The sequence below is a fragment of the Paenibacillus ferrarius genome (genome assembly GCF_002027705.1).
Classification (GTDB): domain Bacteria; phylum Bacillota; class Bacilli; order Paenibacillales; family NBRC-103111; genus Paenibacillus_E; species Paenibacillus_E ferrarius.
In genome coordinates, this window is record NZ_MBTG01000013.1 from 1 (window position 1) to 13231 (window position 13231).

Annotated in this window: 11 protein-coding genes; 4 read left to right on the top strand and 7 right to left on the bottom strand. The window is 45.3% G+C overall.

The genetic code is table 11. From position 1 onward, the window contains the following. Positions 1–323: 323 nt before the first annotated feature. From BC351_RS15585 to BC351_RS43425, 4 genes are all read right to left on the bottom strand, one after another. Entirely contained in the window at positions 324–707 is a 384-nt protein-coding gene (locus BC351_RS15585) for a hypothetical protein (RefSeq protein ID WP_079413623.1), read from the bottom strand. A 326-nt stretch (positions 708–1033) separates the two neighbouring features. Next, complete coding sequence (locus BC351_RS15590) at positions 1034–1438, bottom strand: hypothetical protein (RefSeq protein ID WP_079413625.1); 405 nt, start codon at positions 1436–1438, stop codon at positions 1034–1036. A gap of 101 nt (positions 1439–1539) precedes the next feature. After that, positions 1540–2652, bottom strand: a complete 1113-nt coding sequence (locus BC351_RS15595; RefSeq protein ID WP_341865999.1) for a hydroxyacid dehydrogenase — start codon at positions 2650–2652, stop codon at positions 1540–1542. Continuing rightward, a complete protein-coding gene (locus tag BC351_RS43425; protein WP_158082102.1) occupies positions 2538–3398 on the bottom strand; it encodes a sugar phosphate isomerase/epimerase family protein in 861 nt (286 codons plus the stop codon). Before BC351_RS43425 ends, BC351_RS15595 begins: the two co-directional genes overlap by 115 nt. 163 nt (positions 3399–3561) lie before the next feature. On the opposite strand from BC351_RS43425, the gene BC351_RS15605 reads away from it, so the two are divergent. Together BC351_RS15605 and BC351_RS15610 are read left to right on the top strand one after the other, a co-directional pair. Further along, positions 3562–4470 (top strand): helix-turn-helix transcriptional regulator, encoded by a 909-nt coding sequence (locus tag BC351_RS15605; protein WP_158082103.1) that lies wholly within the window; start codon positions 3562–3564, stop codon positions 4468–4470. Positions 4471–4644: 174 nt separating this feature from the next. Then, on the top strand, positions 4645–4896 hold the full coding sequence (locus BC351_RS15610) for a hypothetical protein (RefSeq protein ID WP_079413633.1): 252 nt from the start codon (positions 4645–4647) through the stop codon (positions 4894–4896). A 238-nt stretch (positions 4897–5134) separates the two neighbouring features. On the opposite strand, the gene BC351_RS15615 is transcribed toward BC351_RS15610, so the two are convergent. The 3 genes from BC351_RS15615 to hepB form a co-directional block, all read right to left on the bottom strand. Next, entirely contained in the window at positions 5135–6448 is a 1314-nt protein-coding gene (locus BC351_RS15615) for a carbon-nitrogen hydrolase family protein (RefSeq protein ID WP_079413635.1), read from the bottom strand. A 90-nt stretch (positions 6449–6538) separates the two neighbouring features. After that, positions 6539–6943: an S-layer homology domain-containing protein gene (locus tag BC351_RS15620; protein ID WP_079413637.1), complete on the bottom strand. Its 405-nt coding sequence runs from the start codon at positions 6941–6943 to the stop codon at positions 6539–6541. Next, positions 6909–11552 (bottom strand): heparin/heparin-sulfate lyase HepB, encoded by a 4644-nt coding sequence (gene hepB, locus BC351_RS15625; RefSeq protein WP_079413639.1) that lies wholly within the window; start codon positions 11550–11552, stop codon positions 6909–6911. Before hepB ends, BC351_RS15620 begins: the two co-directional genes overlap by 35 nt. 429 nt (positions 11553–11981) lie before the next feature. Between hepB and BC351_RS15630 the strand changes: the two genes are divergently transcribed. Continuing rightward, positions 11982–12542 (top strand): hypothetical protein, encoded by a 561-nt coding sequence (locus BC351_RS15630; RefSeq protein ID WP_079413641.1) that lies wholly within the window; start codon positions 11982–11984, stop codon positions 12540–12542. Between the two features lie 195 nt (positions 12543–12737). Continuing rightward, positions 12738–13229 (top strand): glycoside hydrolase domain-containing protein, encoded by a 492-nt coding sequence (locus BC351_RS15635; protein ID WP_158082104.1) that lies wholly within the window; start codon positions 12738–12740, stop codon positions 13227–13229. The last annotated feature ends 2 nt before the right edge of the window (positions 13230–13231 follow it).

Below are 13231 nucleotides of genomic sequence, written 5' to 3' on the forward strand. Positions count from 1 at the left end.
CTTGTATTGCCTTACCTACAACTTTTTCTGCTCCGCCATTTGCATATTCTTCAGCAGTATCAATTAACTTTAGCCCATTTGCTATTCCGAAACGTAAGGCTTCAATTTCTTCTAACTCCCCGTTTTGCCCAGTTCACGAAATAGCATAACAATCCTCCTTAGAACGTTATTATTCAATTATAGTTTAACAATCTAATTAGCTGAGAAGGCTGCCACTCTATGCTGTCGGCAGCCTTCTTAGATATCTATTGAACTATAGTTCGCCGTTAGCGTAATGACCAAGTAACAAAAAAAGGAGCTGTATACGCAGCCCCTTCGCTGATTTAGAATGGTTTTCTGTAAACTTTGATGATACGGGTACCGTTTCGGATAAGCCTTTGCGCCTGTGCTAGGTTGATCCGAACTAGGACGGAAATGTCGCTCGTCGCGTTTTCCACATCGAATACCTTGAAAATCCGTCCGTTGGCAAACAATACGCCTTTCAACTCGACTTTCGTTGTGCTAGTAGGTTTCGGATCTACTTTTGCAAATGTCGTACGCTTTACACCTGCACGAAGGAGTGCTGCTGCTTGTTGTGCGGTCGTCCGCACTCCAAATACTGGATCAATTTCAACTCCGGTTGTTATCGCCTCCACCTCGACAATCAGAAAAAAACGATCACCGATCTTAGCTATGCTATTTGCTCCGATATTTATCGGTTGCGCCATGTTTCATCACCCCCTCGGACTTACTATATGCGAGGATGTGATTTGGAGCTCGTAATAAGTACCTAAGTATCAATTCAAACCAACAAATGTGCAAATTACTCATAGATTCGTAGCAATCCAAATAATCTATTAATCAGTTCAAAACCGTTGAAAGGACACGCGAATGATTGTATTCGTCCTGTCCTTTCCTAATTAGACTGCAAGCACTCGAGATTCAAGTAGTACCACGCTCAACTGCCCTTTAGCTTAATAAACAAAAAGGAAGAGCTGCCGCGGCAAACTGCTCCTACACCTCAGCCAAGAGGTGTTTTTATTGTTGGCTGAGGTTAGTTTGTGTTCTTATTTATGCTATCTGTTAAAGGTATTTCAGCAATAATCTTTGGTCCATCTAGAATAAGTAAAACACCGTCAAGTGAAGTAGATTTTACTTTTTCAACTTCTACGTTTTCCTTAATTTGAAATTCTACATGAAAAGATGATTCTTTACCTGGCTCTATAATACCAGCTGAACCACTGCCTCTGAGTTGCATTTTTCTAAATCCCGTATTTTCACTCATCACCATTAACGAAGCAAGTTTATCATTTGGTCTTACAGTCACTTCTAAACCTAATAGGTGATTTCCAGGATAATCGAATGTACTAATAATTCGTTGAGAGCCAGTATTTTTGATTCTGAAATCGTATCGTAATATACGTTCAGTTTTAATGACCGTTGGTTCAACACTTGTCAAAATAAGTTCCCCTTTCTTTACAAATCCCATAGTAAAGAGAAGTAGCAAGCACATCAGCAATACAATTGATATTTTTACCCGTTAGTTCAAATCCCTTTTTATTATCTCGGGGTCAGCCTAAGAAAGCGCTCGAGCGAGACTGCGCCAAGTAGCGGCTCACCTGTGGCGAAGCGGCCAAGCTCTTCGACGATAAAGTCGCAGAGTTCACGTTTCAGCAGGCCGTGGTACCCGCCAATATGCGGCAGGCACAAGACGTTTGACATAGCCAGCAGCTCGTGGTCTCTGGGTACCGGCTCATAGTCGTATACATCAAGAGCAGCAAAAATGCGGCCTGTTCGGAGTTCTGCGACGAGCGCCTCTTCCTTCACAATCGGGCCACGCGCCGTATTGACGAAGAGCGCTCCGTCCCGCAGACGCTGAAGCTGCTCCGCTCCGATCATCCCCTGCGTTCGGGGCGTCCAGGTATTATGTAACGAGACGATGTCGCTGCGTTCGAACAATTCATTCAACCCGCAAAGCTCAACACCTAGCGCATCCGCCTCCTTATGCGAACAATAACTGGAACACAGCAAAATTTTCGTGTCAAAAGGCTTCAACATCCGGATGACATGCTTGGATATTTCGCCAAGCCCGACAATTCCAATGACCCGTCGCGTGACACCGAGCACCGTTTCATGGTTATTGACACTCCACTTGCCTTGTTTCAGTCTGGCGCTGTATCCTACGTGATCCCATGCTCCGGCAAAAATCAACGAGAATGCGCACTCGGCGGTGGAAAGTGCCAGTACTTGATTGGCCGATGTTACGGCAATGGACTTGGCGAACACATCCTCGCCTACAATGGAGGCTACACTGCCCGCTCCATGCCCAATGAACTTCAGTTTGCCGGCACGGGCAAGTACCTCCGGCGTGAAGAACGGCGAGCCCCAGGACGTGATACAGGCATCATAGTCGCCAATTTGGTCCGCCAGCTTCTCACTGGTGAGCCACTCCTTCAACGGCATAAAATCTACCTCGGAGATGCGGGAAAGCTTGCCGACCACTTGCTCCTGCCAGAACATATTACGGAGCCCGTCGTCAGAGATCGTCACTAATGTTTTCATCGTGCAGTACCTCGTTTCATTATCGATTGGAAAATATCGTGCATAAAGGTGGCATAGTGCGGAAACACCACATCCGGCTCCATACCTGGAACTTGCAATTCCTTCCGCCATTTCCTTTCCCATTCCAGTGAGTAATAGCCGGTGTACCCAGATTCCTCCAGTAGCCCGACGATGGATGCAATCGGGATTTGTCCCGCTCCCACCCTCGTATACCTCCAGTTCGACTCCATCTGATCTTCATAAGGAACGCCGTCCTTGATATGGACATGAACACACTGCGGACCGAGCAGCGCAATCGTCTCAGCTGGCTCTTCTCCCTCTTCCAGAGGATGAATCACATCATAAATAACCCTGCAATTCGGCCGTTCCACATCATCCAGCAGCTTTCGCAATGTACGACCTGTAGCAAATTCATTGTGGGTTTCAATCCACACTTGCACATCCCAAGACATGGCATAATCACAAGCCTGCCGGAGTTGTTCCACCAGATTGGCATAGGGAATAGCCGGTACCTGCTGGTCTCTGCGGTTTGCGAAATAACCTAGAAAAATCCGTACTCCGCCTGCTTCCAAGTCATGTGACAACAAGACAACCTTTTTGAATTTCTCAAATTGTCCTGCATCATCCTCACTACCTGTAAAGCATACACCTGAGCCAATGTCGGTAATCCGAAGATCCGCTTTCTTTACCCTTTCGAGAACTGCTCTCCGCTCATCATGGGTTAACTGTGTATTGACACACCAAGTCTCTCCCTCTCTGAGCTCCAATCCGTGATAACCGCTTTGTTTCGCTATAGTCACAATTTCGTCCAAAGACCAGCCGTCGCATGGTATCGTACTAAACGCCAGACGTTGCATGCCGCTCCCCCTCTTTCCTCCTGCGTACATCAGATTACCTCATCATTATGGCAGGGTCCCTTCCTGTGCGCTTTCCTTTTTCCACGTAATCTTTGAACATTTCCGCGAATCCGTGTACCATTATTCACAAGAGGTATCTAACCTGATTTCAAACATGGAGGCTATGATGTTGGACTACCCGGATTACCCTATTTATGCCTACAAAGAGATGCTCGACGAGGAATTTCCGTTCAAAATTGAGATCCGCCAACCGTCCACGATGAATCGTATCCTGCATGCGCATGAACATCTGCAGCTTTGCTATATGATGTCAGGCAGCTGTCTGCATTGGGCGTCTGGCCGGCAGTACGTGCTGACCAAAGGCGATCTTTTCTCGATCCCGCCTTTTCAGGAGCACCGCCTTGAACCACGTGAGGCTATGGATTTCGTCATGGTGCAGGTCGATTTCATGCCGCATGCGGTGAATGAAAACTTTCGCGACTTCGCGCAGATGCCAACGTTCATCGATTTTGCCTATATTCGCCCCCTCATATCGGAAACCGATCTTTTACCCAAAATAACGTTACCCGCCGCCACACAAACCGTCGTGGAAAACTTATTGAGTGTTCTCCTCACGGAATGGAAAGAGCGGGAGGAGGGCTACCGCTTGGCTATCAAAGCGGAGCTGCTCAAGCTTCTCGTTATTACCGGTCGGCAGTACAAGCGGTATTCGCAGACCCAAAGTCAGCAAGAGCGCCAGAAAGTCGCTATCCATCGGGAAGCCTTCTTTGAAGCGATCACCTATATGCAGACACATTACAACGAGGATCTTCATCTGGATGTGGTTGCTGCCAAAGCGCTGATGGCCCCTTCCTACTTCAGCCACATGCTGAAGCTGACAAAAGGCAAATCTTACATCGAGCTGCTATCAGCGATTCGCATGCAGGCTTCCATGGAGCTGCTGACCGGAACCGACCTAAGCATCACCGAAATCGCTACACGTGTTGGCTATAACCATATCAGTCACTTCAATCGGACCTTCAAGAAGCATACAGGCGTAACGCCTGGAGATTATCGCAAACATCAAATATAAATACAGCTTCTTAATGGGCTTCTCCTTCCTCACTTCAAGTTATTCACACGCGCTGCAATCGAATAGGCCCATGCGCAATTGCATGAGCCTCTAAAATCTATTCAACGTTTCACTTCCATAAAATACTGTTTCTCTCGCAAAGTCAGTCTGATATGTTAAAAGTGCTCTTCGTACGTGACTGCGAGAAAAAGGCGTGTCCCGCAGCATGAAATCCCGGTGGCAGGTTATTACGATTTTAGCTCTAAACAGTTAAAGAAGCTGCTTATTAATCTGTCACTACAAGCCATTGGCAACCATGTAAACATGGAGCAACTACGATACCATTTGGAAGAAGAAATTGCTATGAATGTCGCTATAGGCAGCCGCTATGTCGTCTATCCAGGTATCAATCAAGAACTATTTTTGACCACTTATCATTCTGTTTAAGCACGTTACAAGTGTTCATATGATCGCTCTCTCACTCCTTTATATCCATCACTCTATCGGAATCATGTGAGGCTGGAAATCGTCGGTTTTCTAACCAACTTCACCATTTTTCCGAAAACCATAAAATTGATGAAAGAGTGATCAAAATGATGATAAAAATGCAGATAATCATAACAAAAGGCATTACAAAAGATCTCTAAGGATCTTCTGTAATGCCTTTTCCCTTCACCTTACCCCATTAACTATAAGTATCCGGTCTTCTTTCACGAGCGAACAAGCTGCGTTTTTCACCAAAAGTTGGCCCTACCGACATCCAATACTCCATAAATTTGGCATTTAAATTGATTTCTACCCCTAACACTTTAGAATCATCTGGACCGATTTCACCTAAAATGTCGCCATTAGGGTTAATAATTCGACTAGGCTTACTCCTAGGGTTACAGACCCATTTGCCGGATCCATCATCTACCATATCACCATTAATTCCAGCAACTACGACATACATGCCATTATCAACGGCTCGAGCGATCTGTTGGATCTTCGATTCACCTGCCGTAGAAATACAGAGAATTTCCGCACCTTTCATCCGAAGGCACCGCGCAGACTCTACAAAACTCTGATCCCAACAAATTAATAGGCCTATTATTCCGAAATCCGTAGCAAAAACGGGATAATCACTTCCTGGTGTTATACCGTCTTGAGCTTCAAACAGGGGAAGATGAACCTTGCGATAAAGACCAACAATTTCTCCGCTGCGATCAATTAATAGGCTTGTATTATACAAACAAAAACCATCTTTTTCATAAAGATTAAATACGACATAAGCTTGGATCTCTTTCGCTTTTTGGCAAATAGCCTTCACAACTTCACCATTCAGAGTTTGTGCGATCTCTTCGACACTATAGCCAGAGGAACGATCATACAAGGTCTCAGATAAACAAACCAGATCTGGTTGTTCGTGTCCTGCAAGCTCAAGTGTATTTAGCAGCTCCTGTAAATTAGCGGAAAGATCTGATCTATGATCACCATTTGGATTCACATAGGTGGTCACCAGCTTAACCTTACGTGACCTAGCTGCCTCAACTGGACGAAGTGATACTTGCCTGAAAGTAACCGAGCCACCTTGGGACCAACGAAATTCAAGCTCAATCTTCACTGACCTCGAGCCTGTTGGCGGATCCAATCTTTTCTTTAGTCTTGTAAGGCCGTCCTCCGTAATTTCGTACGTATCTATATACCCTCTACCTAACCATTTGCCTGATTGATCCATCCACGTCACAATTACATTCACAGATACTGATTCATAATCGACCTGCTTCGTTTCATAGTCAGCCATGATTTCATATGAAGTACCATCAAGAACACCATGTATTTCACAATACCAAGCCCCATAAGCTTGAAAAGAGTCCTCTGAAGATATGATCAGCAACGTCTCGTTACATTCTAACCTTTTATCAAATATCGGAGCTATTTCCAGTCTTGGTGTCCACGATTGCCAAATTCCAGAAGAAAACGGAGGCAATATGTTGTTATCTTGTACATTTACTTTCATTCGTATCTCCCTCTAGATGAAGTACAGCAGATCCTCGTGCACCTCTACCGTACGCCAACATTACTTCATTAGTCATGTATGCATAGTTCATTAGTGAAGTTTATTCCAAATCCTTAACATGATCACAGCGGATTCAGCTCTAGTTGTTACGCCATAAGGAACAAACTGGTTACCTGCCGCTCCCTCTAGAAGCCCATGTTCATAGACAGCCTCTACATAGGACTTTGCCCAGCCTGGAATCTGGTTATAATCAGCAATAGCCTGTTGGGTAGTGCCCTTCTCCAATTTCATTGCTCTTGAGATTATAACCGCCATTTCTAATCGGTTAATACGCTCTTGTGGACGGAATGTCCCATCCCAATATCCTTCGATCAATCCCATAGCTGCTGCTGTATGGATAGCAGATCGTCCCCACTCTGGAATGCTGCTGCTGTCAGTGAATGAAGATAAAGCTGATTCTTTAGCTGTAGATAGTTGAAGGGTCTTCAGCAGCAATGCGTTTAATGCTTAACGTATAGGTCTTCGTGGACCCATCTTCAGCTTTAACGGAAACGATCAACTTATTGTCTCCGATTAGTAATGGCACTCTTTTTACAGAGCCAATTGTTTCATCTTTCAGCTTTACAACCGCTTTCGAATCTGTAGCAGCTAGTAGAAGCTCTATCCATTCCGCATCCGTCTCCCCTGTATATTGAACAATGTCCGGTGAAAACGCTGGAGATAGTCCCAGCGTCTTCCCATCGGCTACAAGGTTCATTTGGGATAAATTCGTATCTTTACTTGCCAACACGCCCGATGACACTTCGCCATCCGTGGTATGACCTGCCATGCGGGTTACCTTAATGGTATAGGTATTCATCGTATTGTCCTCCGCAGTAACTTCCACCTCAAAGGTATTCAACCCTACACCAAGTGAGATCGGTTGGCTCGCCTGACCGCTCGCAACTGCTATACCGTTTACTTTGACCCTTGCCGAGGTATCCTCCAACTTTGGCGTGACCTTTATACTTGTCACACGGTTAGCAACATTTTGTGTGTAGCTTTTCGTTCCTGTGGCAAAATCCTCGTTAAGGGCTCCACTATCGACATTTAAGCCACTTAAGTTCGCATTATTCGATACCCCGGGTTTATACAAGACTGCTTCCCATATTGAATTCCAATCACCTTTCCCAACTACCCGAACATACCTTGCTCCGATCGGTGTAAAGAAGATATCCTCCATGCCTCTCGTGGTTCCGCTGTTGCTGCCTTGGAATACAGTCGTCCATTGCTTCTGATCATCTGAGACCCACACATCGAATAAATGCTCTTCTCCTACGTACCAAGAACTGCCCAGTCCGGCCACCGTGTAGGATGCACCCAGATCAAATTCGATCCATGACCCCTTATCTTCGGCCGTCCACATCGTTCCCAAAGTGCCGTCAATGGCCTCTTCTCCCTTGCCTCTAGAGGACCGTACAGCTTCAACCTTGTAATACGGCGTAGCAATGCGCATCTCTTTGAGCGATACTTCACCGCCTCCTCCCAGATCTGAGCGATATCCGTTCCCAATTAGCTTAACGAATCTAGCAGATACAGGGGCAAAATACATTGCTTCATAGGTATCATTGCTTCCTAAACTCTCCCCTGCATATCTGGATGTCCAATTGCTGCCATCCGGTGATGTCAACAGCTGGTATTGATAGTAACGATCCAGCCCATTGAGCCAGGCGAGATCGATATGATCGAACTTCCGAGTTTCACCGAGATCATAGACCAAGTAGGCGCCCGGTACACTATCGGTCCATACGGTATTCAGATCTCCATCAGCTGCTTGTAAGGCAACATCTGCAGTCGTACTGGAATCGATCTCGACTACTTTATATTCGGTCACCGGTAGAATCGAAAATACTTTCGCTTTCAGGGAGTATTCATCCCACTTGACCACTGCCCAATTGGCTATAGAGGCGACCTCTAGTGGAATATAAACGACTCCATTTCTAAGGGTTACCGGTGTTGGTAGCGTTGCGGATTGACCATTGATGGTGATCACATTGCTAGAAATGGTCATCTCAACCGTTGTTCCTCGGCGACTCATTGTCAAAGTCGATCCTTGCAGATTGGTTGTCAGACCAAGCTCAGCAGCCAGCCGTTCATAAGGAATAATTACCTGACTATCACTTAAGGCCAGTTCTGAATTAAAAGTGAAATCAACGCCATTAACTTGCATAACTACGGCATCCTTCTCAGCTTGTACCGGTAATGTTACAAGCGCTACTGGTACGGATAAAGTTCTTGTTGGAGAATGCTGTAAGGTATACGTACCTCCGGTAGTAGCAGCAAAATATAACGTACCCTCATCAGGCGTTACTTCATATTCGACTGAAGACGTTTCCCCAGCTTTAGTTACCGTCCAATAGCCAGTGCTTAGGTCAGTCACCAATACACGGACATCCTTATCCTTGTTCGATACTGGCAGTTCAAAGCTGGCTGTGTTGGTTATATCAACACCACTTTTGGAAAAAAGCACAGCCCGATCTTCGATTTTCACACCAACCATCTCATTCGAAACGATCGATTCCGTAGCCAGCGGCTGAGGACCATCCACTGCATCCATCACCTGCATGACATTCAAGAATACATCTGTTTCGGCATTAGCCTTCGGAGAAACTTCCACACGCCAGGCACCCGCTTCTGTGCTATCCTCAGACCTAGGTTCTTGCGGATAATTGACACCATTGACGAAAAATTCTTTATCTGTTCCGCCAATCTTGGTAATTTCAGCATTATTGCTAGTCGGCAGTAAGGTGCGATTGACCAATTTGCCATTATAACCTTTCTCTGTGCGTTCAAGGGTGACTGTATCGCCTGATATGTCAGGTTCGTTCTCGCTGTGCAGCAACCAAGTTTTCTTGAAGTTGGCATCAGCAGAAGTTACCTTATCGAATACAACCAACGCAGCAGGATGATCATCATTCTTCAGGTTAAGAAATACAAAAGAACGTTTGAAATCATCCATCTTGGACGTATACGCTTTAGTAAGGTCTCCCTTTATGTAACTATAATCTGGTGTAACTGCATCCGGACCGAACTGATGTTTGACGACGTCAGCAACTTCATAATTATTCGTGGGATTAAGCAATTCTTGCATCGTAGCAGGTTCTTCATATAAGAAGCGCTGACCGCCATCATTCGAACCAGCTGGAAAAGTTTCGTTAGGATCATAGACTAACATCGTATTATGCGCAATCGTGCGTTTATTGTAATTAAGATCGTGGGAACCAAAGTATCCCCCCATCGTACCTTCATAAATGCCCGAATCAATGGCCAAACCACCCTTGTAATACAGTTGGAACTGTCCAGCATCCATATGCTGGTGGTTCGTGAACATGGTGGTGCCAACCTTCATTGTCGCAACGACGGTAGAAGACTGTATACCGCCTCTCCAACTCGTTCGAGCCGTCATCTGGCCAGAAGGCTCAGGAAAATATTTGGTGAGCGGAAGCGTTTGTTCATTCATTGTCCCCAACTGAGGGTCATCAAATAATATAACCCACAGATCATCCTTGGCTGATTTGTTGTAACTATTTTGCCTCAGAAATTCATTCTTCAAAAAAGGATCATGATAGTAGCTGGCAGGCAGCATGTTCGGCATAGGCTCGGACCAATATTCGCCGAATGGCCTTTGCGATTGAAACGTGTCACCGTTACGCATGAGCTGCCCATCGGGACGACGCGCATAGATCCATTCATATGGGGTCATCCCTTGATCGGAATTAAATACATCACCAGCACCCATCCGCTTGAATATCCATGAGGCAAACACATCCCATTGATAACGATAAGGTCCGTAGGAATCCCCCTGATGCTGAGCATTAGAAGGGTATACATAATTACGCGGCTCCACATACTCAGCGAAGAACCGCCCAGCTACTAGGTTATATATAGCTGGATTCTCGTCATAAACCGCAATACCAACACTTAACTGATCACGCATCAGTTGCGCTTCGCTGCCATGTCCAACTACAGCACCTTGTTCAATCGCAGGATAGCCAATCTCCATACCTTCGGCTATAGACTCAAAGCGCTGAATGAAATACGATCGCTGTGACGCGGTCATCAGCGGGTAACACCAGTCATATACAATGGAACCCAATGTAAGAGCTTCACCAATCGGACGATAATCGTGACGTGGGAAGACGACAGTGTTCAAATATTTAGTCATCATGCTGACGGCCTGCTGGCCACTTGTTTCGTCTGCTTGCAGTAAATACAACAAAGCCTTAGCTTGGATCGTCTTCATAATAACATTGTCCTGATTATTTTTTTCTTTGGAACTTGGAGCTGGAAGTTCTCCGGTAAAGCTTTGTCCGGCAGCATCCAGCATATGTTCCCAAGCATCCTTTACTTCTGCATGCGCTAGGCGGCTGCGGATCTCATCCAGATCAGTTGCCCTAACGAACAGACGTGGATGTTCGGCTGGCGGCAGCACAGGAGGGGCCGGGTATGGATTATCAGTTGGTGTTGGACCGCTATGTTTTCTTAGCACAAAATCATCCAAATAATAATTACCAGTTGGATTATTTGTCCATGTCCAGATTTGAATCTTCACTGTACCCGGCGGTGCAGTGAAGATTGCAGATCGCAGCTTATAGTCTGTCGATGCAATTACGAAATTTTTCATTGAAGTTGTATAGAGATCCTGATTATTTGAATCACGGCAAGTAACAAAAATGCGACCATCTTGACCGCTATCGACCTTTCCATAGACTTCAAAATAGTAGGTTTCATTCTCTGCAACACCCGTAGTAATATTCTGAGCAAATCCTGTATTTCCGGAACTTACCACTACACTGTTTGTACCACTGTTGGCATTGTTACTGACAACGGAGGAGGCACCATCCCAAAATTCCCAACCTGTATCTCCGGATTCAAAGCCTGGATTTACCACTAAGTTTTCCGGTGTCGGCGCGACCGAATAAGTCTGACTAGATACGCTTATATCACTGACATTACTAGCCTCAACTGCTTGAACTTCCTGACTGCCCAACAAACCGTTGGAAATGGAGAGAACCATGAGAAAGGACAAGAGAAGCTGCAAGTTTGACTGCCACTTAAGTTTCATCAGTTAACTAACCCCTTTTCAATAAAGTAATATACACCTGCTAAACATTAAATGGATTACAACATACCGCTGGATACGGCCAGAAAAAAATACCCCCCTCTCATGCACTCACCATATCTAATTTATTGGGAACTGAATATCGTCGTTATTCTAGTTACTTCATCGTTTTTACGAAAATCATAAATTGGTGAAGTAGTGATCATATCGATGTAAGCGCGTGCAAGAATTCATGGATGCTTGCAATCCCGTATTTGCGTGAAACCATTTACGACATGCGTTTCGTAAGCATGTATAATAATGGAACATCCATGAAGGCCATACGCAACGCTTAAAAGCTAACAATATGTGAAAAAGTAAATGATATGATGATATCAAACTGTTGCTATTCATGTTTAAATGAAAAATATATGATGAATGAAGGAGACTTTCATGCCTACCCACCATGTTCAAATATGGGCCGTCAATGATGGCGAGAAAATACACCGTGAAGATCTAACCAACCCGAATCGACATTCAAATAGTGTATGGAACGATCAGGTCGTGCAGATCTTCGGGGCGCGTAACGAAGTTGTCGCTCTTCAACTTATCGTACAAACGAGTGAGTATGCCATCCGGGATGTCACCGTGGAGGTGTCAGCTCTAACCCATACCACAAATAAAGGTATAACCATACACAATCAACGAACTCATCCGGAAGACCCCAATGATTACGTAGGCCGCAGGATTGAAGTATTTACAGAACACTACTTATATGTATCGCCAGAGCTCACTACGCCGCCGCAATGGTTCTATGTAGCAAGCGCTCCTCCCCTACAGCAATCAGGTTGGATTCCGGATGCATTAATCCCTCATGATGCACATCGAGGCCCCGGGGAGCAACCAGTTCACGTGCAAGCTCTTACGAATCAAGGATTCTGGATCGACATTTATATCCCCGATGAAAGCGCTATCCAGTCTGGGATTTATTCAGGTGCTATTACGGTAAGTTAGGATGGAGGTAAGGAGGAACGAATCATCCCCTTAGAATTAGATGTGTTCGGCTTCGCCTTGCTTCAAGAAAATCATACGCAAACCATGGTATTTGCAAGCGACTTCAGCTCTTATTTCCCTAGCTTAAATAACTCCAATGATGCCTTGCGCAAAATGGCTCATATGGCTCTATCATTCTCGAAGGAGAAGCCGTGGGTGAATAGCTGGATCAAGTGGAAACACAAGATGGATTTATACTTCGTCTGGCATGGAACGCACTGGCGACACAACCATCAAGGCCCTCGCAGTCGGACGAATCAGAATGTATTTGGGTATCCTGTCACGTTTATGTATGTGAATACCAATCCTGAAGACGAATTTTATGGAGAAACAGGTATCCACTGGGGAAACGGCGACGGCATTCTATTTTATCCAGACCATGATCCGTACTACCGAGAACAAGACCGTGGCGTTCAAGCTCTGCTTAGCTCAATTCGAATGAAGAACCTTCGTAGGGGAATTCAGGATTATGAGTATATTTGGTTAGCAGCGTCTTTGGGAAAACAGGAACAAGTCGATCAACTAGTACGTACGGCTCTGCCACGAGTTTTACACGAAACGGACCGTACTCACTCTATCACCTGGTCACCCTATGGGAATGATTGGGATGATTATCGAAAGAAAATATCTGATCTTATTCAGTTTTAAGG

Coding starts and splice junctions, on each gene's coding strand:
- BC351_RS15615 (WP_079413635.1), bottom strand. CDS start 6,448: ATGAAAGTAAATGTACAAGATAACAACATATTGCCTCCGTTTTCTTCT.
- hepB (WP_079413639.1), bottom strand. CDS start 11,552: ATGAAACTTAAGTGGCAGTCAAACTTGCAGCTTCTCTTGTCCTTTCTC.
- BC351_RS15595 (WP_341865999.1), bottom strand. CDS start 2,652: ATGGCGGAAGGAATTGCAAGTTCCAGGTATGGAGCCGGATGTGGTGTT.
- BC351_RS15630 (WP_079413641.1), top strand. CDS start 11,982: ATGCCTACCCACCATGTTCAAATATGGGCCGTCAATGATGGCGAGAAA.
- BC351_RS43425 (WP_158082102.1), bottom strand. CDS start 3,398: ATGCAACGTCTGGCGTTTAGTACGATACCATGCGACGGCTGGTCTTTG.
- BC351_RS15605 (WP_158082103.1), top strand. CDS start 3,562: ATGATGTTGGACTACCCGGATTACCCTATTTATGCCTACAAAGAGATG.
- BC351_RS15585 (WP_079413623.1), bottom strand. CDS start 707: ATGGCGCAACCGATAAATATCGGAGCAAATAGCATAGCTAAGATCGGT.